Genomic DNA, 23,616 nt, shown 5'->3' with positions numbered 1-23,616 from the left:
TCCATGGCTGAAGCCGTCATCGTCGAGGCCGTCCGGTCACCGGTCGGCAAGCGCAACGGCGGATTGTCGGGTGTCCACCCCGCGGATCTGTCGGCGCAGGTGCTCAATGGCCTGGTCGAGCGCGCCGGAGTTGACCCGGAGATCGTCGACGACGTCATCTGGGGTTGCGTCATGCAGGCCGGTGAGCAGGCGATGGACATCGGCCGCACCGCCCTGCTGGCGGCCGGCTGGCCGGAGACCGTGCCGGGTGTGACCGTCGACCGCCAGTGCGGGTCGAGCCAGCAGTCGGTGCACTTCGCCGCGGCAGGCGTGATCGCCGGGCATTACGACGTGGCGGTGGCCGGCGGTGTCGAGTCGATGTCACGCACGCCGATGGGCGCCTCACTGGCCAACGGTGGCAACCCGTTCTCGCCGGGCTTCAAGGCCCGCTATGACAAGACCCCCAACCAGGGCATCGGTGCGGAGATGATCGCCGAGCAGTGGGGCTTCGACCGCACCGCGCTCGACGAGTTCTCACTCGGATCTCACGAGAAGGCAGCCGCCGCACAGGATTCAGGCGCCTTCGACGACGAGATCGTGGCGATCAAGGATCAGGACGGCAACCCGGTCACCAAGGACGAGGGCATCCGCCGCGGCACCACCATCGAGAAGATGGGCCAGCTCAAGCCGGCGTTCAAGGAGGACGGCGTGATCCACGCCGGCAACTCCTCGCAGATCTCCGACGGTTCGGCTGCGCTGCTGTTCATGTCGGCGGAGAAGGCGAAGTCGTTGGGACTCAAGCCCATCGCCCGCGTGCACACCGCCACGCTGGCCGGTGCGGACCCGGTGATCATGCTGACCGCCCCGATCCCGGCGACCCAGAAGGCGTTGAAGCGGTCGGGCCTCAAGATCGAGGACATCGGCGTATTCGAGGTCAACGAGGCCTTCGCTCCCGTGCCGCTGGCATGGTTGAAGGACATCGGCGCTGACGAGAAGAAGCTCAACCCCAACGGCGGCGCGATCGCGCTGGGCCACCCGCTGGGCGGCTCCGGTGCGCGCATCATGACGACGATGCTTTACCACATGCGCGCCAAGGGAATTAAGTACGGTCTGCAGACGATGTGTGAGGGTGGCGGTCAGGCCAACGCCACCATCCTCGAGCTGCTGTGACGATAGACGTGACCGCCCCCGCCGCTCTCATCGAGCGGCGGGGCAACGTCTCGATCATCACGATCAACCGCCCCGAGGCGCGCAACGCCGTCAACGGTGCGGTGAGCACCGCGGTCGGTGACGCGCTGCAACAGGCGCAGGACGACTCCGAGGTGCGCGCCGTCGTCATTACCGGCGCAGGCGAATCCTTCTGCGCAGGAGCCGATCTCAAGGCCATATCGCGCCGGGAGAATCTGTTCCATCCCGATCACCCTGAATGGGGTTTCGCGGGCTACGTCCACCACTTCATCGACAAGCCGACGATCGCCGCGGTCAACGGCACCGCGTTGGGCGGTGGCAGTGAGCTCGCGCTCGCCAGCGATCTCGTGGTGGCCGAAGAGCGGGCGAAATTCGGTCTGCCCGAGGTCAAACGGGGGCTGATCGCCGCGGCCGGCGGCGTGTTCCGCATCGTCGATCAGCTGCCGCGCAAGGTGGCCATGGAGCTGATCTTCACCGGCGAACCGATGACGTCGGCCGATGCGCTGAAGTGGGGACTGGTCAACCAGGTGGTGCCCGACGGCAGGGCCGTCGACGCGGCGATCGCACTCGCCGAACGGATCACCTGCAACGCACCGCTGGCGGTGTGGGCGAGCAAGCGCGTCGCCTACGGCGTCGACGACGGGGTCATCACCGGTGACGAAGCCGGCTGGGCACGCACCACACGCGAAGTCGGCGCACTGTTGCGCTCCGAGGACGCCAGGGAAGGTCCGCTGGCCTTCGCAGAGAAACGTCAACCCGTCTGGAAAGCGAAATAGCAATGAAGAGAACCATCTACGACGCCGAGCACGAAGCATTCCGCGACACCGTGCGCAGTTACATCGAAAGCGAACTCGTCCCCAACGCCGAGAAGTGGGAGGAGGAGCGCATCGTCGACCGCTCGGCCTACGTGGCCGCGGGCAAGCACGGGCTGATCGGGTTCAACATGCCCGAGGAGTACGGCGGCGGCGGCAGCGACGACTTCCGCTTCAACGCGATCATCGACGAGGAACTTGCCAAATCCGGTGTGCCCGCGCCCTCGCTGAGCCTGCACAACGACGTCGTCGGCCCGTACTTCAAGAACCTGGCCAACGACGAGCAGAAGAAGCGCTGGATGCCCGGCATCGTCAGCGGCGAGACCATCATCGGCGTCGCGATGACCGAACCCGGCGCCGGCAGCGACCTGGCCGGCATCCGCACCTCGGCCGTGCGCGACGGCGACGATTGGATTGTCAACGGCGCCAAGACATTCATCTCCTCGGGCATCAACTGCGACCTGGTGGTCGTGGTGACCCGCACCGATCCGGACGCGGGTCACAAGGGCTTCACGCTGATGGTCGTCGAGCGCGGGATGGAGGGCTTCACCCGCGGCCGCAAGCTGGACAAGATGGGCCTGCACTATCAGGACACCGCGGAGCTGAGCTTCGAGAACGTGCGGGTGCCCGCGGCCAACGTGCTGGGCACCGAGGGCCGCGGGTTCTACCACCTGATGGAGAACCTGCCCTCGGAGCGGTTGTCGATCGCGATCTCGGCGATCGCAGGGGCGCGCGAGACCTGGCGCCAAACCCTGCAATACGTCAAGGACCGCAAGGCGTTCGGGCAGCCGATCGGCAGCTTCCAGCACAACCGGTTTTTGATGGCCGAGATGGACACCGAACTCGAGGTCACCGAGCAGTACATCGACCGGTGTCTGCAGGGCGTCGTCGACAACGACCTGACCGCGGTCGAGGCCGCCAAGGCCAAGTGGTGGGCCACCGAGGTCGCCAAGAAGGTCGTCGACCGCTGCGTGCAGTTGCACGGCGGCTACGGCTACATGATGGAGTACCGCGTCGCGCGCGACTATGTCGACGGGCGCATCCAGACCATCTTCGGTGGCACGACCGAGATCATGAAAGAGATCATCGGCCGCGATCTGGGCCTGTAGCCGGGCTCGGCCCAGGCCGCCGGTTCGAGATCGACGTTCTGGCGGGCTCTACTCGCACAAAGGCGCCCAAACGTTTGTTTGGGCGCCTTTAGGCGTCGGGCGTCAGCCGATCGGGGCGTCCGCGGCGGGCACCGGCGCGGCGGGCTCGGTCGTCTCGGCGGGCAGAGCTGTCTCGGTCGTTTCGGAGGACTCGGCCGGCTCAGTCGTCTCGGTGGCCTCACCGGTCGTCGTCGAGGTGAGCGCCTCCGGCGACGCGGCCGGGTCCAGCACCGCGTCGATCAGATAGATCCGCGCGTTGGCGGCCTGAATGCCACCGCACACCACCTTGGCGGTGTCGTTGACGGTGATGTCGCCACCCTCGCCCTCGACCTTGATGTCGGCGCCCTGCTGCGTCGGTCGCTGACCCTTGACGTCCTTGGGGCCGAGCAGGCCGAGGAACACGTGGTAGTAGTCGAAGTCGGTCAACGCGGCCGGATCGGCCTTCAACGCGTCGAGCTGGGCGGGCGTCAGCGTGGCGAACGCCTCGTCGGTCGGCGCGAACACCACGTACGGGCCGTTCTCCAGCACCGGCACCACGTTCACGACCGGGTTGAATCCGCCCGAGATCGCGGCGTTGAACGTGCTGGCTTCCGGGATGGCGGCCAGCGCCTGTCCGACGGGCACGGTGGCCAGCGACTTCCAGTTCGGCACGGCCTCCTTGAACGCGCCGCAACCGGGCCCCTCGGGGTCGGGGATCTCGAGGGCGGCCGGCTCCGCGGGCTGTGCGTGCGCGGATACCGCCAGCGGCACCGACACCGCAATCGCGGCGAGTCCGGCAGCAGCTCCGATGGCTTTGCTGGTGCGAGTCTTCAACGTACGGCTCCTCAGCTAGGTCAGGTCGCCTGGAATGTTAAAGGCATGGCTCGGCCAACACCAAAGCAGCATCTCCGCGAAATCGCCACCGCACCGCGTTGACCTGCGGTTTGCGAATCTGCGCACAGTTGCCGCGGGCGCGGGTGAATAGCATGTCGGCCATGCCTGAGCCGTTGATACTGACCATCGGGGACCGCGCCCCGTCGCTGCACGCCGAAAGCTGGGTGGCGCCCAATGCGACCGTGATCGGTCACGTCATCCTCGCGGCGCGCGCCAGCGTCTGGTACGGCGCCACCCTGCGCGCCGAGGCCGAGCCGGTCGAGATCGGCACCGGCACCAACATCCAGGACGGGACCACCATCCACGTCGACCCCGGATTCCCGGTGCGCGTCGGATCGGGCGTCAGCGTCGGGCACAACGCGGTGCTGCACGGCTGCACCGTCAAGGACGACTGCCTGATCGGCATGGGCGCGGTCGTCCTCAACGGTGCGACGATCGGCGAGGGGTCGTTGATCGCCGCGGGCGCACTGATTCCGCAGGGGATGGTGGTGCCGCCGCGGTCGATGGTCGCCGGGGTGCCGGGCCGGGCGCGCCGTGAGCTCACCGACGAGGAACTCGCCCATACCCGGTTCAACGCCCAGGCGTATCAGCAGCTGATGGACCTGCATCGACAGGCAACCGGCGCCTGACGGGTTCCGATCGGTCGGCGGTGGGTAACTGTCGTAGCGTGAGCAATATGCGCATCCTGGTCACCGGCGCGACCGGCTACATCGGTTCGCGTCTGGTCACCAGCCTGCTGCGTGCCGGACACTCCGTCGTCGCAGCGACCAGAACCCCGTCCCGGCTCGTCGATTTCGGCTGGTACGACGACGTCGCCGGCGTCGCGCTGGACGCCCACAACGAAGAGTCGGCGCGGCACGCGTTCGCCGACGCCGGGCCGATCGACGTCGTGTACTACCTGGTGCACGGCATCGGCCAGCCGGGCTTTCGCGAGGCGGACAACCGCGCCGCCGCCACCGTGGCCAACGCCGCCAAGACCGCGGGCGTCAAGCGGATCGTCTACCTCGGCGGATTCGTACCCGACGACGACATCCTCTCCGAGCACCTGAGCAGCCGCGCCGAGGTCGCGCAGGCGCTCGAGGTCGACGGCGGTCCGGACGTGGTCTGGCTCGGCGCGGCGATGATCATCGGTGCGGGGTCGACCTCGTTCGAGATGTTGCGTTATGTCGGCGACCGGTTCCTACTCCTGCCGATGCCGGCGTGGGCGGCCAATCCCATTGACCCGATTGCGATCACCGATGTTCTGCACTACCTGGTGGCCGCCGCCGACGTCGACCTGGTGCCCGCCGGCGCGTACGACATCCACGGCGGGGAGACCACGTCGTATGGGGAGCTGTTGCGCACCTACGCGCAAATCTGCGGCAAGTGGCGCGGCGCGGTGCCGGTCAACGGCGTCGACATCGGGGTGGTGTCGTGGATGACCGCGATGGTGCTGCCGGTGCCGGGCGGTCTGGCCTCGGATCTGGTGGAGTCGCTGGACCATCCGATGGTGGCGTCGGTGACCGGCCTGCGCGACATCGTGCCGGATCCGCCGGGGGGCCTCGTCGGCGTAACGGACGCGATCACCCGCGCGCTGGCCAGTCGCGAGCCCACACCCGTCGACCAATTGGCCGATCCGCACCACCTCGCTGACACCGACCCGGTCTGGGCGGGCGGTGACGCGTTGCGCATTCAGCAACTCGCGCGGGCGATCACCCCCACGATCACCCATCCGGCACTCGGCCTCATCGGCGTGGTTCCCGGCCCGGTGGCCGGCGCGGTGCGCACGGGTCTGGACACCCTGATCGGCCTGGTTCCCAAGGCGCGGCCGGTATGAGCCGACCCGCCGACAGCCGTCCCGGGTTCCTGCGCGAAATGCGCGACATCGCCGTCACGGTCGCGGTGCCGCACCACGAACCGCCGTCGGCGATCCGGAAACGACGCGTCGTCGTCGCGGTCGTCTTGGTGATCGGCGCTGCGTTGCTGGGATATTCGTTGACCCGCCCGGCAGGTGACGACGACTTCTACTGGCTGACATTGCTTCTCGCGGCGGTGTGGGCGGTCGGTGCGCTGGTGTCCGGACCGCTGCACCTGGGGTGTGTGCGGTTTCGCGGCCGCAACCAGCGCCCGGTGATCACCGGCACCGCGGTAGGCCTGGCCCTTGGCGGGGCGTTCGTGGTGGGCGGGCTGATCGCCAGGGAAATCCCCGGTGTGCGCGAATACGTCACGCGGGTCTTGGAATTCGCCGACTACGGCCCCTTGCTTCTGGTGGTGTTCATCACGGTGATCAACGGTCTGGCCGAGGAGATGTTCTTCCGAGGCGCGTTGTACACCGCGCTCGGCGGCGCCTATCCGCTGCTCGTCTCGACCGTGCTCTACGTCGTCGCGACGTCGGTGACGACCGGCAACCCGATGCTCGGCTTCGCCGCCGTCGTTCTCGGTCTTGTCTGCGCCTGGGAGCGCAGGGCGACCGGGGGAGTGCTGGCACCGATGCTGACCCACTTCTTCTGGGGTCTGATCCTGGTGCTGGCACTGCCCCCGATCTTCGGTGTGTAGACGCCCCTAGTGCAACGGGTGGGCCAACTCGTCGCGGCGCATCCTGGCTGCGCCCATCGCGACGGCCGCCAGCAGCATCGGGGCGATGCCCGCCACGAGGAAGATCGTCTGCATCGACACGACTTTCGACAGCGGGCCCGCGATCGCGAACGACAACGGCAAAAACGCCAGCGAGACGAAGAAGTCCAGGCTCGACACCCGGCCGAGCATGTGCCTGGGCACCCGCCGCTGCAACAGCGTGCCCCAGATGACCATTCCCGCACCGTCGGTGAACCCGACCACCAGTGTTGCCACCGCCATCACCGCGAACGACGACGAAAACCCGAGGACCACAATCGGAATCGATCCGAGGCCCCACATCGCCATCATCACCGTCAGATACCGGCGCGGAAGTCGACCCGAGGACACCGACAGCGCGCCGATCGCGCTGCCCACGCCGAAGAACGCCAGGATGAACCCGTATGTCCGCGCACCGTCGGCGAACCGGTCCTTGACGATGAACGGCAGCAGCACCTCGATCGGGCCCAGCACCACCAACACGAACAGGCTCGCGAACAGCAGCGTCCACAGAATCCACGGGGTGCCGAGGACGAACACAAAGCCCTCGCGAAGGTCGCGAAGCACGCGCGGGCGGGGCAGATCGGGCTGCGCCACCGCCGCTTCGGCTGGGTCTGCGGTGGCCGACAACAGCAGTAGACCGATTGTGAACAACACCGCGACCGCCACACTGCCGACACTCGGAAACGTCGCGCCGACCACCACGCCCGCGACGGCCGGGCCCACCGCGCGTTGGAACACCGGACGGACCACACCTTCGACGCCGTTGGCGGCCAGCAGTTGTTCGGCGGGCAGGATGCGGGGCAGGATCGCGCTGTAGGCGGGAAAGAAGAACGCCGCCGCGATGCCGAGCGCAGCAGCCGCCACCGCCATATGCCAGATCCGCAGCGCCCCAAGCCATCCCAGCACCGCCACCGCCGACACCGCGACGACGTTGACCGACTCGACGGCGATGATGATCGTGCGCTGGTTGAACCTGTCCGCGGCGATCCCGCCGGCCAGCACGAACGCCACCAGGCCCGCGCCCAAGCACGTCGCGACCAGCGAGAGCGCGGTGGGATCGTCGGACAGTTCGATGACCTGCATGGCCATCACCACGGCCCACATGCCTTCGGCGAAGATCGACAACGACACCGCGGTGATCAGCAGGCGGTACTCGCGGATGCGAAATGGCGCGAGCACACGCCAGCCGCCGGTCTGGCGGACCGGCGGCTCGAGATCGAATTGGGTGCTCACCGGTCGATGGTCGCCGAAGCGGGGCCGCGCGGTCCACCGATTTTCCAGCCCGCCGAGATCGACGAAAAGGCGCGATCTACTCGCACTTTCCCGCCCATTTGTCCGTTCGGGCGGGAAGACGAAGGGGAGAGGGGTTAGCTGTCGGTGAACTTCGCGGGTCGCCGCTCCTGGAAAGCCCTGGCGCCCTCGAGGAAGTCGGCGGAATGCATCAGCAGCAACTGGCCCTGTCGCTCGCGTTCGATTGCGGCCTCCAACTCGGTGAGCGTGGCCGCGTTGATGGCATCCTTGGTCTTGCGCAGCGCCACCACCGGCCCCGACACCAGCGTCGCGATCATCTTGTCCACCGCGGCGTCGAACTCGTCGGCCGGATGGACCGCGGTCACCAGACCCCACTGGTAGGCGTCGTCGGCCGAGATGCGTTCGGCCAACAACGCCATCCGGGTGGCGCGGATACGGCCGATCGCCGCGGCGATCAACGCCGAGGCCCCGCCGTCGGGCATCAACCCGATCTTGGTGAACGCCAACATGAAAAACGCGTTCTCCGAGGCCATTACGACATCGCACGCCAGCGCCAGCGAGACCCCCACGCCTGCCGCCGGACCGTGGACCACCGCGACCACCGGTTGCGGCACGTTGACGATCGAGCGCACGGCGCGGTTGGCGGCGTCGAGCACCGACGCCGGTCCGTCGACTGTCTTCTGCGCCTGGTCGTCGTCGCTGATCCCGGCGCCGGAGCAGAATCCGCGTCCGGCCCCGCCGAGTCGCACGACCTTGACCTGCGGGTCGGAGGCTGCCTGCTCGAGAGTCTGGGCGATGGTGTCCAGCATCGGCTTGGTCAGCGAGTTCAGGCTGTCCGGCCGGTTCATGGTCACCGACAACACACCGTCGGCGAGATCGACCGTGACGTCGTCGATGCCTACATAACCGTGGGCGCCCGAGTCGAGGGTTGTCATGGCTGCACCCTAGATCCGCTTCACATGGTTATACAAGTAAGCTATGTCGGCGGTCGACAGCGTTCGTCGAATGGAGGGCGGTTTTCACCATGGCAGGACCACTTCAGGGTCTTCGAGTCATCGAATTGGCCAGTATCGGACCCGGGCCGCACGCGGCGATGATCCTCGGTGACCTCGGCGCCGATGTCGTGCGTATCGAGCGTCCCGGCGGCAAGGTCGGCGGCATCCCCTCCTCGAAACGGGAAACCGCCCTGCGCAACCGCCGGTCGGTGGCCGCCGACCTCAAGACCGACGAGGGCCGCGACCTGGTGCTCAAGCTGGTGGCCAAGGCCGACGTGCTGATCGAGGGGCTGCGGCCCGGCGTGACCGAACGGCTGGGCCTCGGTCCCGAGGATTGCGCGAAGGTCAACGAACGCCTTGTCTACGGCCGGATGACCGGCTGGGGTCAGACCGGTCCGCGCCGCCTGCAGGCCGGCCACGACATCAACTACATCTCCCTCAACGGCGTGCTGCACTCGATCGGCCGGGCCGGCGAGCGGCCGGTGCCGCCGCTCAACCTGACCGGCGACTTCGGCGGCGGGTCGATGTTCCTGCTGGTCGGAATCCTGTCGGCGCTGTGGGAGCGGCAGACCTCGGGCAAGGGCCAGGTGGTCGACGCCGCGATGATCGACGGCTCCAGTGTGCTGGCCCAGATGATCTGGGGTTTCCGCCAGGACGGGCTGTGGTCCGACGAGCGGGGCGTCAACATCCTCGACGGCGGCGCGCCCTACTACGACACCTATACCTGCGCCGACGGCCGCTACATCGCGATCGGGGCGATCGAACCGCAGTTCTACGCCGAGATGCTCAAGGGGCTCGGCCTCGACGGTGAAGACCTGCCCGATCAGAACGACGCGAGCCGCTGGCCCGAACTGCGCGCACGCATCGCCGAGGCCGTCGCCGCCAAGGACCGCGACCACTGGGCCAAGGTGTTCGCCGGCACCGACGCGTGCGTGACACCGGTGCTGTCGTTCGGCGAGGTGGAGACCGAACCGCACGTCACCGAGCGCGACACCTTCTATCGCGTCGGCGATTACCTGCAGCCGATGCCCGCGCCGCGGTTCTCCCGCAGCCAGCCGCCGAAACCCACCCCACCGGGCGAGGCGGGCGCCGACACCGAATCCGTCTTACGGGACTGGACCTAGAGGACCTCAAGGAAAGGAACACATTTCAGTGGAGATCAAGGACGCCGTCGCCGTTGTCACCGGGGGCGCATCGGGCCTGGGCCTGGCCACCACCAAGCGTCTGCTCGACAAAGGCGCTTCGGTGGTCGTCATCGACCTCAAGGGCGAGGACGCGGTCAAGCAACTCGGTGACCGCGCGCAGTTCGTCGAGGCCAACGTCGCCGATCCGGACGCGGTGACCAAGGCGCTGGACGCCGCCGAGAAGATCGGCCCGCTGCGGATCAACGTGAACTGCGCGGGCATCGGCAACGCGATCAAGACGCTGTCCAAGGACGGCGCGTTCCCGCTCGACGCCTTCAAGAAGGTCATCGAGGTCAACCTGATCGGCACCTTCAACGTGCTCCGGCTGTCGGCCGAGCGCATCGCCAAGGCCGAGCCGATCAACGGGGAGCGTGGCGTCATCATCAACACCGCGTCGGTCGCGGCGTTCGAGGGCCAGATCGGTCAGGCCGCGTACTCGGCGTCCAAGGGCGGTGTGGTCGGCATGACCCTGCCGATCGCCCGCGATCTGTCGCGTGAGTTGATCCGCGTGGTCACCATCGCGCCGGGTCTGTTCAAGACGCCGCTGCTGGGCTCGCTGCCCGAGGAGGCGCAGCAGTCGCTGGGCAAGCAGGTGCCGCATCCGGCCCGCCTCGGCGACCCCGACGAATACGGCGCGCTCGCGGTGCACATCGTGGAGAACGCGATGCTCAACGGTGAGGTGATCCGCCTCGACGGAGCGATCCGGATGGCCCCCCGATGACAATCAACACGAAGTTCACCGAGACCTTCGGCATCGAGCATCCCATCGTGCAGGGTGGGATGCAGTGGGTCGGCCGCGCGGAACTGGTTGCGGCGGTGGCCAATGCGGGCGCACTGGGTTTCATCACGGCGCTGACGCAGCCGACGCCGGCGGATCTGGCCAAGGAGATCGCCCGGTGTCGCGAGATGACCGACAAGCCGTTCGGGGTGAACCTGACGATCCTGCCGACGATCAACCCGCCGCCCTATGACGAGTACCGCCAGGTGATCGTCGACTCGGGCATCAAGATCGTCGAGACCGCGGGCTCCAACCCGGCGCCGCATCTGCCGATGTTCCACGAGAACGGGATCAAGGTGCTGCACAAGTGCACCTCGGTGCGGCATGCGGTCAAGGCGCAGAGCCTCGGCGTGGACGGCATCAGCATCGACGGGTTCGAATGCGCCGGGCATCCCGGTGAGGACGACATCCCGGGCCTGGTGTTGATCCCGGCGGCGGCCACCAAGATCGACATTCCGATGATCGCCTCGGGCGGTTTCGCCGACGGGCGCGGTCTGGTGGCCGCGCTGGCGCTGGGCGCCGACGGCATCAACATGGGCAGCCGGTTCATGTGCACCGTCGAGTCGGCGATTCATCAGAACGTCAAGGAAGCGATCGTGGCGGGCACCGAACTCGACACCGATCTGATCTTCCGTCCACTGCGCAACACCGCCCGGGTGGCGCGCAACGCGGTGTCGCAGGAAGTGGTGGAAATCCTCAACCGCGGCGGTCAGTTCCCCGACGTCAAGGATCTGGTCGCCGGCGTGCGGGGCAACAAGGTCTACGAGACCGGCGACCTGGACGCGGGTATCTGGTCGGTGGGCACCTCGATGGGGCTGATCAACGACATCCCGACCTGCGGCGAGTTGGTGTCGCGGATCGTCGCCGAGGCCGAGGAGATCATCACCGACAGGCTGAGCGGCATGGTCGAGGTCGACGAAGAGGAAAACGTCGCCTGAGCGGAAATCAACGGAACATGCCCACATTGGGGCAAACAGGTACGGCGGAAACGCGCGCCTTCGGGCGCGCGTTTTGCTTACACCGCGGTGCGTAGCGGCTGATCGTCCTCGAGTTGCTCGGAGGTGTCGCCCTCTACCAGGACATCGCCGTGGTAAAGCGCCTCGAAGTCAATCTTGATGACATCAGCACTGGTGTCGTCGATCCACATGTACTCGACAGTAGGGATCACTATTAAGGAATCATTGAGTCACGATTCGGAATATCGTGGCAATTATTACCCCGGAGTAAGGTTTGTGGCCGACGGGCGGTAGCGCTCAGCCCGCAGGCGCGGTGAAGTGGATCGGGTTAGCGCCCAGCAGCGCCACCCAGGTCACGATCGCGGCGGCGACGGCCACGATGAGCAATCCCACCGCGACACGCACCGGCCACGCCGTCCTACCCAGCACCTTTGCGTCCAGCGAGTAGGCGCCGGCGCCGAGGAACAGCATGGCCGCAGCGCCGATGCCGATCAGGAACGGCACGTTGAACGGCTCGGACCAGAACGCCGCGGCAGACACGTTGACCGCCCACGCGTCGACCATCGCCGCGAGCACCGCTGCAGCCGCCAACGGAGTCAGCGCGCCCAGGATCAACCCCAGACCGCCGAGGGTCTCGGCGGTGGTCACCATGAAGGCGGCCAACCCGGGCAGGCGCCACCCCGCGGCCTCCATGAAGCCGACCGTGGCGCTGAAGTCGAAGACCTTGATCAGACCGGCCTGAAGGATCGCCGCCCCGACCCCGATGCGCAGGATCAGCAGGCCGACGTCGGCGGCGGTGTTGCCAACGGAGTTGCGCGAGGTGCTGGTGGCGGTCTCGTCCGAGATTGTCATGCCGATTACGACTACCAGAGAGCGCGGAACTCATCGCGGCGAATCGCAGTGAACGCCGCGGGTACTTCAACCGTGTTCCGGAGGGAGGCGTTGACCACCCTGACTTACCACTGTTAAGTTACCGTCGCTATCTCACTGCGAGCGGAAGGCCGCGGCATGCTGCAACGATTCGCACACCTGGCCATCGCGGCGCCCCGACGCATCGTCGCCGTCGCCGCGTTGGTCATGGTGACCTGCGGAATCTTCGGCATCCCCGTGGCCAAGTATCTGTCCGCGGGTGGATTTCAAGACCCCACGTCGGAGTCGGCGCAGGCCAACCAGTTGCTCGTCGACAAGTTCGGTCAAGGCGACATGGAGTTGATCATCAGCGTCAGCTCCGACCAGGGGGCGCAGGCACCTGCGGCGCACGCCGTCGGTACCGACATCGCCACCCAGCTGCAGGCGTCGCCGCACGTGGCGCAGGTCGTGTCCGCGTGGACCGCACCCGCTACGGCCACGCCCGCGCTGCTCAGCGAGGACGGCCGGACCGGGCTCATCGTCGCGGGGATCACCGGCGGCGAAAGCGGCGCGCAGAAGCACGCCAAGGAGTTGACGGACCGTTTGGTGCGCGACCGCGACGGCGTGACCGTGCGCGCCGGCGGTGAGGCGATGACCTACGTCCAGATCAACGGGCAGAGCGAACGCGACCTGCTGCGCATGGAAGCCATCGCGATACCGCTGAGCTTCGTGGTGCTGGTGTGGGTGTTCGGCGGTCTGCTCGCGGCGGCGCTGCCGCTGGCCGTCGGCGGCTTCGCGATCCTGGGATCGATGGCGGTGCTGCGTGCGGTCACGTTCGTCACCGACGTCTCGATCTTCGCGCTCAACCTCACCGTCGCGCTCGGCTTGGCGCTCGCCATCGACTACACGCTGCTGATCATCAGCCGATATCGCGACGAACTCGCCGACGGGGCTGACCGTGACCGAGCGCTGGTGCACACCATGGTGACCGCCGGGCGCACCGTACTGTTCTCGGCGTTGACGGTTGCCCTGTCGATGGTGGCGATGGTGCTGTTCCCGATGTACTTCCTGAAGTCCTTCGCCTACGCGGGCATCGCGGTGGTGACGTTCGCGGCGGTGGCGGCGATCGTGGTGGCGCCTGCGGCGATCGTGCTGCTCGGCGAGCGCCTGGACTCACTGGACGTCCGCCGCCTGGGCAGGCGCATTCTCGGCAGGCCCGAACCGGTGCGAAAGCCCGTCGAGCAGACGTTCTGGTATCGCTGTACGAAATCCGTTATGCGCCGGGCAATTCCGATCGGTTTCGGCATCGTCGCGCTGCTGATGGTGCTCGGTGCGCCGTTCCTCGGAGCCAAGTGGGGCTTCCCCGACGACCGGGTTCTTCCGCAGTCGGCATCGGCCCGCCAGATCGGCGACCAGCTTCGCGCCGACTTCACGGTCGACTCGGCGCGCAACGTCGCCGTCGTCATCCCCGACGCCTCCGGGGTCACGCCCACTGACCTGGAGCGCTACGCGGCGGCGTTGTCGCAGGTGCCCGACGTGAGCACGGTGTCGGCGCCGGGCGGGACGTTCGCCGACGGCAGGTTGGTGGGTGCGCCGTCGGCGTCGACCGGATTGGCCGACGGCAGCGCCTTTTTGACCGTCACCAGTGACGCCCCGCTGTTCTCGGATGCCTCCGAGGCGCAGCTGGACGGCTTGCGCGCGGTGAGCCCGCCCGCCGGACAACCGGTGCAGCTGACCGGCGTCGCGCAGATCAACAGGGACAGCTCGTCGGCGATCACCTCGCGTCTGCCCATGGTTCTCGGGGTCATCGCGGCGATCACGTTCGTGCTGTTGTTCCTGCTCACCGGGAGCGTGGTGTTGCCGCTCAAGGCGTTGGTGCTCAACGTGTTGTCGTTGACCGCGGCATTCGGGGCGCTGGTGTGGATCTTCCAGGACGGACATCTGGGTGCGTTGGGCACCACGCCCACCGGAACTCTGGTGGCCAACATGCCGGTGCTGTTGTTCTGCATCGCCTTCGGGCTGTCGATGGATTACGAAGTGTTCCTGGTGTCGAGGATCCGGGAATACTGGCTGAAATTGGCGGGTGAAGATCTTTCGCCCCGCGAGCGCAACGACGAGAGCGTCGCACTCGGCCTGGCCAGGACGGGCCGGGTGGTGACCGCGGCGGCGCTGGTGATGTCGATCTCGTTTGCCGCGCTGATCGCCGCGCAGGTGGCGTTCATGCGAATGTTCGGCGTGGGTCTCACGCTGGCGGTGCTCGCAGACGCGACGCTGGTGCGCATGGCGCTGGTGCCCGCGTTCATGCATGTGCTGGGCCGGTGGAACTGGTGGGCGCCCAGACCGTTGGCGCGGCTGCACGAGCGCATCGGGTTGCGCGAGTCGGCCGTCGCACCAAGCAAAGACACGGTCGGTGCGTCGTGAGACGCCGACGCGCGCCCCGCGGATCGGGAGAACAGCTGCGTGAGGAGATCCTCGACGCGACCACCGACCTGCTGCTGGAGACCGGCAACGCCAAGGCGGTGTCGATTAGGGCGGTGGCCGAGCGGGTCGGGGTGACGTCGCCGTCGATCTATCTGCATTTCGCCGACAAAGACGCGCTGCTGGACGCGGTGTGTGTGCGGTACTTCGAAAAGCTCGACGCGGAGATGCAGGAAGCGGCCGCCGTGCAGCCGACAACGGTGGAGGTGCTGCGCGCCCAGGGGCTGGCCTACATCCGGTTCGCGGTGAAAACACCGGAGCTGTACCGGATCGCCACGATGGGCGAAGGGCGGGCCGGCAGCGACATCGATCTGACACTGAACGCGTCCGCGTTCCAACACATGCGCACCTCCGTGGAGGCGCTGATGGCCGACGGGATCTTCCCGGCGGGCGATTCGACTAGCGTGGCGCTCGAACTGTGGTCCACCGCCCACGGCGTCGCCGCCCTGCTGATCTCGAAACCGTATCTGCCGTGGGGGGACGTCGAGGAGTTCGCCGACCGGGTGCTCAGCGCGGCGTGTATGGGCCATATCGTGCGGGGCGCACTGGAACCGGATCTGCCTCCGGCCGAGGCGATCGCCATGTTGAAGGGAATGGTCGATGGGCAACACCGAAGTCAATAACCCGTTTTTCGCCAGGCTGTGGACGTTCATGTCGAGCCACGAGACCGAGGCGATCAAGCGGCTGCGTCGCGAGAACCTCGCCGGGCTGTCCGGCCGGGTGCTGGAAGTCGGCGCCGGAACGGGGACGAACTTCGCGCATTACCCGGACACGGTGACCGAGGTGGTGGCCGTCGAACCCGAGCAGCAGCTGGTGCGCCATGCCCGACACGCGGCGCTGAGCGCCCGGGTGCCGGTCACCGTCGAGGACGCGACGATCGAGAGCCTCGGTGAAACCGAACCGTTCGACGCGGTGGTGTGCTCGCTGGTGTTGTGCTCGGTCGACGAGCCCGACAGCGTTCTGCGGCAACTGCATTCACTGCTGCGGCCCGGAGGCGAGCTGCGCTATCTGGAGCATATCGCCGGTAGCGGAGCGCGCGCCCGACTGCAGAAGATCGCCGACGCCACGCTGTGGCCGCGGCTGCTGGGCAACTGCCACACCCATCGGCACACCGAGCAGGCGATCGTGGGTGCGGGGTTTGCGGTCTCTGGCGCGCGGCGCGAGTGGACACTTCCGCGATGGGCACCGGTGCCGGTGGCGGAGTTCGCGATCGGCCGCGCCGTCAAAGCGTGATTTTGTGTGCGTTCAGGAGCGGTCAGCGCACCAGAACGCACACAAAACGCTAGTTGAGCAGGGTGGGCAGTCGTTGCAGCAGGTTGGGCAGCGCGGTGGCGGCCTTCTCCCGAAGCGAGACCGTGGCGGTGTCCGACAGCGGGGTGCGCTCGGGGTTGACCTCGATGACGACGGTGCGGCGCGCCAGCGCCAACTCCGGCAGGCCCGCCGCGGGGTAGACGATCGACGACGTGCCGACCACCACCACGATGTCGGCGTTGGTGACCGCCTCGACCGAGCTCTCCCACGCATCGTCGGGCAGGCCCTCGCCGAACCACACCACGTTCGGCCGGATCAGGCCGCCGCATTCGCACCGCGGCGGTTCGACGGTGTGCGCGGGTTCGGGCATATCGGGCACAGCGCCGCTGTAGGCGGCTTCGCAACGGTCGCAACGGAACTCGAAAAGGCTGCCGTGCACGTGATACACGCGTTTGCTGCCGGCGCGCTCGTGTAGATCGTCGACGTTCTGGGTGACGACGTGCACCTCGGCGTAGTCCTGCCACGCCGCCACGGCGCGGTGGCCGTCGTTGGGCTCCACCGCGCGCATCATGTGGTGCCGCCACAGATACCAGGCCCACACCCGCTCCGGGTGGGCCCGCCAACCGTCGGCGCTGGAGATCTCGTAGGGATCGACCTTGGCCCACAGCCCCGTTTCGACATCGCGGAACGTCGGCACCCCGCTTTCCGCCGAGATGCCCGCACCGCTGAGGACCGCTATCTGCACATGTCCAAACTTACCGTTGGTGGGCGATACTGAGCGGGTGGCCGAGTTGGGGGAGTGGGTGCGCATTGACCAGCGCGCTGCCGCTGCACTGTTCGACCAGCTCAGAACCCAGATCATCGACGGGGTGCGGGACGGCCGGCTGCCGCCGGGCACTCGATTGCCGACCGTGCGCGAACTGGCCGGCCAACTCGGACTGGCCGTCAACACCGTGGCGCGCGCGTATCGCGAACTGGAGGCCGCGGGCATCCTGGAGACCCGCGGTCGCTTCGGCACGTTCGTCGCCCGAGTGGATCCCGCGGACACCACCATGGCCACCGCCGCCAGCGCGTTCGTGTCGACGGCGAAGTCGTTGGGCATCGGCAAAGCCGACGCGCTGCGCTACGTCGAAGCGGCGTTCGACTGACCGCTAGCCGAACTCCAGCAGCGTGAACACCGGCCGGACCGGGTCGAACAGCGAGAGTCGCTGCAAAGTCGCCGCCGCCGCGTTGAACACTTTGCCGCGTCCGGGCGGGATCGCGATGTCGTGGACGGCGCGGATGCCGGGAATCTCGTTCACCAGGTTCGCCAGCTGCGAGGGGGTCATGCTGAACGGCATCGGCGGCACCCGGTAGCGCAGCGACGGCCGCAGCACGCCGCGGCTGATCGATTTGGCGAACCACGCCGGTGGAAGGTCGAACATCATCTGGCCGCCGGGGAACCGCTCGGCGCACGCGGCGATCAGACCCAGCGCCTCCTGCGGTTGCAGATACATCAGCAGCCCTTCGGCGGTGACGAACACCCCGTGCGCGGTGTCGACCCGGTCCATCCAGCTGTAGTCCAGGGCCGACTGAGCGCACATGTCGATACGGTCCGACGCAGGAAGCAGCTTGCTGCGCAAGGCGACCATCGGCGGCAAGTCGACGGTGAGCCAACGGAATTCGTGTCCCGCGTCGGAGGCGTCGAGGCGGTGGAAACTGGTCTGCAGTCCTTCGGCGAGCGCCACCACCGTCGCCTTCGGATGGTCGGCGAGATAGCGGCGGGTCTGCTTGTCGAAGGCCAGCGCCCGCACCGCCATGTCCTGGCGTCTGCTCATGCCGAATTTCGCCCAGTCGAAGTCGATGGCGTCGACCAACTCGACGGCCATCGGGTCATCGATGATGCGGTCGGGTCGACGGGCCTCGTTCGCCCGTACCTGCAGGGTCATCAGCGCGGTTTCTGACACGCCGGTCAGCACGGTGCCGTCGGCCTTGGCGGTCGGTGTGGAACTCACGTAGGTGAATCTACCTACCGCAACAACTTGTCGAGTGTGCGCAGGTTGCGGGTGGTCGTCGACGACTTGTAGCGCTTCTTGCCCATCGTCTTGCCCATGGCGGAGTCCAGGGTCGCGGCTTTCGGCACCTGCCAGTAGACGACCCCGTCTCCGCGCTGGATCTTCTCGCCGGGACCGGCGTTGTTCGCCAGCGCGGCGAGCTCGTCGAGCACATCCTCGTCGGACACGAATGTCACGTAGGAGTGGTGGCCCTCGACCTCGCGCGCGAACGGGTACGCGGCAGAGATCGTCGCCACCGTGTCGATCGGGTAGGCCAGCACCCAGGCGTCGTAGCCGAACGCGTCGCGCAGCGTCTTTTCGGCCTTGCGGCGCACCGCATCGGGCCCGGCGCGGCTGTCCAGCACAACGTTGCCGCTGGCGAGAATCGTTCTCACATTGGTGAATCCGGCACGCTCGAGGGCGGTGGCCACCTCGGCCATCTTGAGGTTGACGCCGCCGACGTTGACGCCGCGCAGGAAGGCGGCGTAGCGGGTCACGAGCCGAACTCCAACAGCGTGATACTGGGCCGGCGCCGCCGATGGAAGCCGATGCGGTCGATGGTGGGGGAGGCAGCCAACTTCCACAGGCCGCGACCCGGCGGCAGGACGATGTCGCGGGCGGCGCGCACACCGGGGATGTCCTCGGCGAGGGCGAGGCCCTCATCGGCGCTGAGTGCGAACGGCATCGGCGGGGTGACGTAGCTTCTGGAGAGCTTCAGGCGACCCTTGAGCGTGCGTTCGCGCAGCCACCGCGGAATGGAGTCGAACATCATCTGGCCGGTCGGGAAGCGGGCCGCGCAGTCCCGGATCAGCCCGAGCGCATCCTCGGGTGGCAGATACATCAACAGCCCCTCAGCGGTGATGAACACACCGTGGGTGTCATCGACGCGGTCCAGCCAACTGCGATCCAGTGCCGACTGGGCCAGTGCGACGATCCGGTCGTCGCGAGGCAGCAGCTGTTCGCGCAGCGCCATCACCGGCGGCAGATCGACGGAGTACCAGGTCAATTCGTCCGCGACACCGTCGCGCTCGAGGCGCCAGAAGCTGGTCTGCAGACCCTCGGCCAGCGCCACCACCGACGCCTTGGGATGCGCGGACAGATAGGCCCGCGCGGCGCCGTCGAATGCCAGCGCGCGCAGGGCGTGCGATTGGTTGGGTCTGCCGAACTTGGCGTAGTCGTATCGGATCGTGTCGAACAGCGTGATTGCCCACGGGTCGCGGATCACGCCGTCGGAGCGTTTGGCCTCGCTGGCCCGGTTGCGCAACGTCCACAGCGTGGTGGCCGAGACGCCGTCGAGAACATCGCCGTCGATCGTAAAAGATCCAGAAAGCCGCGTCACCGAATCGATGGTAGAGACGTAGGCTCGTCTCATGGGTCGCGACGTCTTCGACGACAAGCTGTTGGCAGTGATCAGTGGTAACTCGTTGGGGGTGTTGGCCACCATCAAGCGCGACGGGCGACCGCAGTTGTCCAATGTGTCCTACCACTTCGACCCGCGTCAGCAAACGATTCAGGTGTCGATCACCGAGCCGAGGGCCAAGACCCGCAATCTGCGCCGCGACCCGCGGGCGTCCATCCACGTCAGCTCCGACGACGGCTGGGCCTACGCGGTGGCCGAGGGGGACGCCGTGCTCACTGCGCCCGCCGCGTCACCCGACGACGACACGGTGGCGGGGTTGATTGCGTTGTACCGCAATATCGCCGGGGAGCATCCCGATTGGGACGAGTATCGCCAGGCCATGGTCGACGAGCGCCGCGTGTTGATGACGCTGCCGATCTCGCACGTTTACGGCATGCCGCCGGGCAAGCGGTAAAGGGCGCGACACCGCGGATCTGACCAGGCTAGGCTTCGCACATGGCCGATGAACCGGAAGACGACACCAAGCGCAAGTTCCGGGAAGCGCTGGAGCGGAAGAACGCCAAGGCCGCCGCCGGTGCCGGTGACCACAAGGACGGCGGAGACAAACAACCCCGGGCGCACGGACCCGTCGAGCACCGCCGCGAGTTCCGCCGCAAGAGCGGTTAACCGACCGGCGCTTCGCGCGTCTCGCGCGCCTCGCGCACCAGGATCGCCGCCAGACACACGCCCGCGAGCACGGCGACAGCGACCGCGAAAATCACACCGGCCGTGCGTAATCCCCACGCCTGGGCCGCGAGTCCCTCGCCGACCACGGGCAGCGAGATCGCCACGTATCCGACGACGAAGTAGGTCGAATTCACCTCGGCGCGGCGGTCAGCCGGTGTTCGCTCGGCGACGGCGGCAAGACCGCGGCTGAACGTGATGCCGTGCCCGATACCCGCAACGATCGCGGCCGCGATCAGCCCGGTCAGCGACGAGAAGCCAAGGGCGAAAGCCAGAATGACCATGCCGGCGACCAGGATGGCGCAGCCGACCGCCACCGCCCGATACGGTTCCGAGCGGCCGGCAGCGATCTGCGCCACCACCGAGGCGGCAAAGATGGAGCCGGCGACCACGCCGGCCACGGCGTGGTTGTCGATGCCGACGACCTCGGCCACGAAGGCCGGTGCGACGGCCATGAACAGGCCGGTCACCGCGAAACCCGCGAACGCCGCGAGCGCGGCGATGACGAACACCACGCGCACCTCGGCGGGCACCGACAGCCGTTGCACCCCGAGGCGCCCGGAGCGTGCCGAGGTTTCCGGTGCGAGCGCCACCGCGACGCCCGCCAGCGCAGCCAGCACGATGTGCACCACGAAGCTCAGATGCAACGGGTGCGGGGCGTACTGCACCAGCACCCCGGCCACCATCGGCCCGGCGCCCAGGCCGCCGATGTTGGCCACGGTCGCGACCGCGGCCGCCCGGCCGCGCCAGGCGGGCGGGGCCGCCTCGATCACCGCCGCGGTGGCGGTCCCGGTGAACAGGCCCGCCGACAGGCCCGACAGCACTCGGCCCACGAACAGCAGCGGTACCGAATCCGCCATCAGGAAGACCACCGCGCTGGCCAGCGCCGCCAGCACACCGGCCGCCAGCACCGGCCGGCGACCGATCACGTCCGACCACCGGCCGAACACCAGCAGCGCGAACAGCACCCCGCCGGCGTACATCGCGTAGATCACGGTGGTGGTCAGCACGTCGAACTGCATCTGGTCGGCGTACAAGGCGTACATCGGGGTCGGCATGGTGGTGCCGAGCATGATTGCGGCGAACGCGTACGCCAGCAGCGCAAAGGCGAAACGTGAGGTCACGCGTCGGTTCAACTGCCGCGGCGCGCGGGGTAATCCCGCGGCCGGCCCGCGCCTCAGCGGCCGACCGCCTTCTCGGCGCCCACCCCGGTCAACGTGCGCACCTCGAATTCCGCGTTGACGCGCGGATCGCCACGGTCGGGTGAGCTCAGCGTGCCGACGATGCCGAGCAGAAACGCCAGCGGAATCGACACGATGCCGGGGTTGGCCAGCGAAAACCACGCGAAGTCGACGTCTGGCAGCATCGCGGTCTTGGCGCCGGAGACCGCGGGGGAGAACACGATCAGCAGGATCGTCGAGATCAGGCCGCCGTACATGCTCCACAACGCGCCGCGGGTGTTGAATCGCGGCCAGTACAGCGAATACAGGATCGTCGGCAGGTTGGCGGCGGCCGCGATCGCGAAGGCCAGCGCCACCAGGAACGCGATGTTCTGTTCGGCGGCCAGCACGCCGAGGGCGATGCTGAGCACGCCGAGCACCACCACGGTGAGGCGAGAGACCCGCACCTGCTCGGCCTCGGGCACCCGGTCGCTTTTGAGCACGCTGGCGTAGATGTCGTGGGCGAACGACGTCGCGGCCGTGATCGTCAGACCGGCGACCACCGCGAGGATCGTGGCGAACGCGACCGCCGAGATGACGCCGAGCAGGATCACCCCGCCCAGTTCGAAGGCCAGCAGGGGCGCGGCCGAGTTCTGTGCGCCCGGCGCCGCCAGGATGGCGTCGGGGCCGACCAGCGCCGCGGCGCCGTAGCCCAGCGCCAGGGTGAACAGGTAGAACGCCCCGATGAGCACGATCGCCCACACCACCGAACGGCGGGCCTCCTTCGCGGAGGGCACCGTGTAGAAGCGCATCAGCACGTGCGGCAGTCCCGCGGTGCCGAGCACCAGCGCCAGCGCCAGCGAGATGAAGTTGAGTTGCGACGACAGCGAGGCGCCGTACTGCGCGCCCGGCGCGAGCACGTCGCGGGCGGCGACCGTCTCGTTGCTCGACCCGCTGACCGCGGTCTGGGCCGCGCCGAGGATCTCGGAGAAGTTCAGCCCGAACTGGGCGAGCACCATCACCGTCATCATCGCCGCTCCGCCGATGAGCAACACCGCCTTGATGATCTGCACCCACGTCGTGCCCTTCATCCCGCCGATCAGCACATAGAGGATCATCAGCAGGCCGACGACCGCGATGACCACCGCCTGGCCCAGATCTCCGGAGACGTCGAGCAGCAGTGCGACCAGCCCGCCGGCGCCGGCCATCTGCGCCAACAGGTAGAACAGGCAGACGGCCAGCGTGGTGGTGGCGGCGGCCAATCGGACCGGTCGCTGGTTGAGCCGGAAGCTCAGCACGTCGGCCATCGTGAATTTGCCTGCGTTGCGCAGTAGTTCGGCCACCAACAGCAACGCGACCAGCCACGCGACCAGGAAGCCGATGGAGTAGAGGAACCCGTCGTAACCGTAGACCGCGATGGCGCCGGCGATCCCGAGGAAACTGGCCGCCGAGAGGTAATCGCCGGAGATGGCGATGCCGTTCTGCGGGCCGGTGAATGCCCGTCCGGCGGTGAAGAACTCCGTCGCGGTGGCGTTCTTCTTGCTGGCGCGGATGACGATGTAGAGCGTGACGGCGACGAACAGCGTGAAGATACCGATGTTGGCGACGGGATTACCGACGGTCGTCGCGGCCTGGCCGAGGTGGGTGACGGTCATGCCGCGCGTCCCTCGAGTTCGGCGCGGATGGCTTCGGCGTGCGGATCGAGGTCACGGGTGGCGAACCTGACGTAGACCCCGGTGATCACGAAGGTGGACACGAACTGTCCCAACCCGATCAGCAGCCCGATGTTGATGTCGCCCCACACCTTGGTGGCCATGAAGTCGTGGGCAAACGCGCCGAGAAGGACATAGGCGGAGTACCACAGCAGGAACAGCGCGCTCATCGGAAAAACGAAGCGGCGCAGCCTGGTTCGTAACTCCTGGAACTCCGCACTGGCCTGCACGGCCAGATACTGTTCACCGCTGACGGCGGTCGCGGTGGACGAGGGGTCGGTCTCGGACACG

General features: G+C 67.6%; 27 protein-coding genes. 15 read left to right on the top strand and 12 right to left on the bottom strand.

Going from position 1 to position 23,616, the window contains the following annotated elements:
* Positions 1-3: 3 nt before the first annotated feature.
* From ABQE89_RS16885 to ABQE89_RS16875, 3 genes are read left to right on the top strand one after another with little or no spacing between them, the layout of a single operon-like run.
* The gene (locus tag ABQE89_RS16885) at positions 4-1,149 is read left to right on the top strand and encodes a thiolase family protein (RefSeq protein ID WP_448418589.1); all 1,146 of its coding nucleotides are present in this window, start codon (positions 4-6) and stop codon (positions 1,147-1,149) included.
* On the top strand, positions 1,146-1,943 hold the full coding sequence (locus ABQE89_RS16880) for a crotonase/enoyl-CoA hydratase family protein (RefSeq protein ID WP_448418587.1): 798 nt from the start codon (positions 1,146-1,148) through the stop codon (positions 1,941-1,943). The genes ABQE89_RS16885 and ABQE89_RS16880 overlap by 4 nt, the downstream gene beginning before the upstream one ends.
* Positions 1,944-1,945: 2 nt before the next feature.
* Positions 1,946-3,088 (top strand): acyl-CoA dehydrogenase family protein, encoded by a 1,143-nt coding sequence (locus ABQE89_RS16875; protein ID WP_448418585.1) that lies wholly within the window; start codon positions 1,946-1,948, stop codon positions 3,086-3,088.
* A 102-nt stretch (positions 3,089-3,190) separates the two neighbouring features.
* Here ABQE89_RS16875 and ABQE89_RS16870 read toward each other — a convergent pair whose 3' ends face one another.
* Positions 3,191-3,940 carry a fasciclin domain-containing protein gene (locus ABQE89_RS16870; protein WP_448418583.1) on the bottom strand — a complete coding sequence of 250 codons (750 nt, stop codon included), beginning with the start codon at positions 3,938-3,940 and terminating at the stop codon, positions 3,191-3,193.
* Positions 3,941-4,101: 161 nt separating this feature from the next.
* On the opposite strand from ABQE89_RS16870, the gene ABQE89_RS16865 reads away from it, so the two are divergent.
* The 3 genes from ABQE89_RS16865 to ABQE89_RS16855 are packed head-to-tail and all read left to right on the top strand — an operon-like array spanning position 4,102 to position 6,535.
* Positions 4,102-4,629 (top strand): gamma carbonic anhydrase family protein, encoded by a 528-nt coding sequence (locus ABQE89_RS16865; protein ID WP_448418581.1) that lies wholly within the window; start codon positions 4,102-4,104, stop codon positions 4,627-4,629.
* A gap of 38 nt (positions 4,630-4,667) precedes the next feature.
* Positions 4,668-5,816 carry an NAD(P)H-binding protein gene (locus ABQE89_RS16860; protein ID WP_448418579.1) on the top strand — a complete coding sequence of 383 codons (1,149 nt, stop codon included), beginning with the start codon at positions 4,668-4,670 and terminating at the stop codon, positions 5,814-5,816.
* Positions 5,813-6,535, top strand: coding sequence for a CPBP family intramembrane glutamic endopeptidase (locus ABQE89_RS16855; protein WP_448418577.1), 723 nt, complete (start codon positions 5,813-5,815; stop codon positions 6,533-6,535). The genes ABQE89_RS16860 and ABQE89_RS16855 overlap by 4 nt, the downstream gene beginning before the upstream one ends.
* A 6-nt stretch (positions 6,536-6,541) precedes the next feature.
* Here the strand turns inward: ABQE89_RS16855 and tet(V) are convergent, their stop codons facing one another.
* Entirely contained in the window at positions 6,542-7,828 is a 1,287-nt protein-coding gene (gene tet(V), locus ABQE89_RS16850; RefSeq protein ID WP_448418575.1) for a tetracycline efflux MFS transporter Tet(V), read from the bottom strand.
* A 134-nt stretch (positions 7,829-7,962) separates the two neighbouring features.
* The gene (locus ABQE89_RS16845; RefSeq protein WP_448418573.1) at positions 7,963-8,781 is read right to left on the bottom strand and encodes an enoyl-CoA hydratase; all 819 of its coding nucleotides are present in this window, start codon (positions 8,779-8,781) and stop codon (positions 7,963-7,965) included.
* Positions 8,782-8,870: 89 nt separating this feature from the next.
* On the opposite strand from ABQE89_RS16845, the gene ABQE89_RS16840 reads away from it, so the two are divergent.
* From ABQE89_RS16840 to ABQE89_RS16830, 3 genes are read left to right on the top strand one after another with little or no spacing between them, the layout of a single operon-like run.
* Positions 8,871-9,965, top strand: coding sequence for a CaiB/BaiF CoA transferase family protein (locus ABQE89_RS16840; RefSeq protein WP_448418571.1), 1,095 nt, complete (start codon positions 8,871-8,873; stop codon positions 9,963-9,965).
* Between the two features lie 28 nt (positions 9,966-9,993).
* The gene (locus tag ABQE89_RS16835; RefSeq protein ID WP_448418569.1) at positions 9,994-10,746 is read left to right on the top strand and encodes a 3-hydroxyacyl-CoA dehydrogenase; all 753 of its coding nucleotides are present in this window, start codon (positions 9,994-9,996) and stop codon (positions 10,744-10,746) included.
* The gene (locus ABQE89_RS16830) at positions 10,743-11,741 is read left to right on the top strand and encodes an NAD(P)H-dependent flavin oxidoreductase (RefSeq protein WP_448418567.1); all 999 of its coding nucleotides are present in this window, start codon (positions 10,743-10,745) and stop codon (positions 11,739-11,741) included. Before ABQE89_RS16835 ends, ABQE89_RS16830 begins: the two co-directional genes overlap by 4 nt.
* Positions 11,742-11,818: 77 nt before the next feature.
* Here ABQE89_RS16830 and ABQE89_RS16825 read toward each other — a convergent pair whose 3' ends face one another.
* The gene (locus tag ABQE89_RS16825; protein WP_448418565.1) at positions 11,819-11,950 is read right to left on the bottom strand and encodes a hypothetical protein; all 132 of its coding nucleotides are present in this window, start codon (positions 11,948-11,950) and stop codon (positions 11,819-11,821) included.
* Positions 11,951-12,056: 106 nt separating this feature from the next.
* Positions 12,057-12,611 carry a DoxX family protein gene (locus tag ABQE89_RS16820; RefSeq protein ID WP_448418563.1) on the bottom strand — a complete coding sequence of 185 codons (555 nt, stop codon included), beginning with the start codon at positions 12,609-12,611 and terminating at the stop codon, positions 12,057-12,059.
* 156 nt (positions 12,612-12,767) lie between these two features.
* Here ABQE89_RS16820 and ABQE89_RS16815 point away from each other — a divergent pair, with 156 nt between their 5' ends.
* Genes ABQE89_RS16815 through ABQE89_RS16805 form a run of 3 tightly spaced genes read left to right on the top strand, consistent with a single transcriptional unit; the run spans position 12,768 to position 16,319 of the window.
* Positions 12,768-15,029 (top strand): MMPL family transporter, encoded by a 2,262-nt coding sequence (locus ABQE89_RS16815; RefSeq protein WP_448418561.1) that lies wholly within the window; start codon positions 12,768-12,770, stop codon positions 15,027-15,029.
* Entirely contained in the window at positions 15,026-15,709 is a 684-nt protein-coding gene (locus ABQE89_RS16810) for a TetR/AcrR family transcriptional regulator (RefSeq protein WP_448418559.1), read from the top strand. The genes ABQE89_RS16815 and ABQE89_RS16810 overlap by 4 nt, the downstream gene beginning before the upstream one ends.
* Complete coding sequence (locus ABQE89_RS16805) at positions 15,687-16,319, top strand: class I SAM-dependent methyltransferase (protein ID WP_448418557.1); 633 nt, start codon at positions 15,687-15,689, stop codon at positions 16,317-16,319. The genes ABQE89_RS16810 and ABQE89_RS16805 overlap by 23 nt, the downstream gene beginning before the upstream one ends.
* A 49-nt stretch (positions 16,320-16,368) precedes the next feature.
* Here ABQE89_RS16805 and ABQE89_RS16800 read toward each other — a convergent pair whose 3' ends face one another.
* Positions 16,369-17,082 (bottom strand): NAD-dependent deacylase, encoded by a 714-nt coding sequence (locus ABQE89_RS16800; RefSeq protein WP_448418555.1) that lies wholly within the window; start codon positions 17,080-17,082, stop codon positions 16,369-16,371.
* A gap of 37 nt (positions 17,083-17,119) precedes the next feature.
* Between ABQE89_RS16800 and ABQE89_RS16795 the strand changes: the two genes are divergently transcribed.
* Entirely contained in the window at positions 17,120-17,485 is a 366-nt protein-coding gene (locus ABQE89_RS16795) for an Rv1152 family transcriptional regulator (protein ID WP_448418772.1), read from the top strand.
* Between the two features lie 3 nt (positions 17,486-17,488).
* Here the strand turns inward: ABQE89_RS16795 and ABQE89_RS16790 are convergent, their stop codons facing one another.
* The 3 genes from ABQE89_RS16790 to ABQE89_RS16780 are packed head-to-tail and all read right to left on the bottom strand — an operon-like array spanning position 17,489 to position 19,709.
* The gene (locus tag ABQE89_RS16790) at positions 17,489-18,331 is read right to left on the bottom strand and encodes a class I SAM-dependent methyltransferase (protein ID WP_448418553.1); all 843 of its coding nucleotides are present in this window, start codon (positions 18,329-18,331) and stop codon (positions 17,489-17,491) included.
* 14 nt (positions 18,332-18,345) lie between these two features.
* Positions 18,346-18,867, bottom strand: a complete 522-nt coding sequence (locus tag ABQE89_RS16785) for a DUF1697 domain-containing protein (RefSeq protein ID WP_448418551.1) — start codon at positions 18,865-18,867, stop codon at positions 18,346-18,348.
* Entirely contained in the window at positions 18,864-19,709 is an 846-nt protein-coding gene (locus ABQE89_RS16780; protein WP_448418549.1) for a class I SAM-dependent methyltransferase, read from the bottom strand. The genes ABQE89_RS16785 and ABQE89_RS16780 overlap by 4 nt, the downstream gene beginning before the upstream one ends.
* Positions 19,710-19,740: 31 nt before the next feature.
* Here ABQE89_RS16780 and ABQE89_RS16775 point away from each other — a divergent pair, with 31 nt between their 5' ends.
* Both ABQE89_RS16775 and ABQE89_RS16770 read left to right on the top strand, forming a co-directional pair.
* A complete protein-coding gene (locus tag ABQE89_RS16775) occupies positions 19,741-20,184 on the top strand; it encodes a PPOX class F420-dependent oxidoreductase (RefSeq protein ID WP_448418547.1) in 444 nt (147 codons plus the stop codon).
* A 41-nt stretch (positions 20,185-20,225) separates the two neighbouring features.
* A complete protein-coding gene (locus ABQE89_RS16770) occupies positions 20,226-20,396 on the top strand; it encodes a DUF5302 domain-containing protein (protein ID WP_448418545.1) in 171 nt (56 codons plus the stop codon).
* Here the strand turns inward: ABQE89_RS16770 and ABQE89_RS16765 are convergent.
* From ABQE89_RS16765 to ABQE89_RS16755, 3 genes are read right to left on the bottom strand one after another with little or no spacing between them, the layout of a single operon-like run.
* Entirely contained in the window at positions 20,393-21,589 is a 1,197-nt protein-coding gene (locus ABQE89_RS16765) for an MFS transporter (protein ID WP_448418543.1), read from the bottom strand. The genes ABQE89_RS16770 and ABQE89_RS16765 overlap by 4 nt on opposite strands.
* Positions 21,590-21,630: 41 nt before the next feature.
* Positions 21,631-23,268, bottom strand: coding sequence for a monocarboxylic acid transporter (locus ABQE89_RS16760; protein WP_448418541.1), 1,638 nt, complete (start codon positions 23,266-23,268; stop codon positions 21,631-21,633).
* Positions 23,265-23,615, bottom strand: a complete 351-nt coding sequence (locus ABQE89_RS16755) for a DUF485 domain-containing protein (protein ID WP_448418539.1) — start codon at positions 23,613-23,615, stop codon at positions 23,265-23,267. The genes ABQE89_RS16760 and ABQE89_RS16755 overlap by 4 nt, the downstream gene beginning before the upstream one ends.
* Position 23,616 lies beyond the last annotated feature (1 nt).

This window comes from Mycolicibacterium sp. XJ1819, from assembly GCF_053483675.1.
The sequence above is the reverse complement of the archived record's forward strand: the minus strand, read 5'-3'. Positions and strand labels throughout refer to the sequence as shown.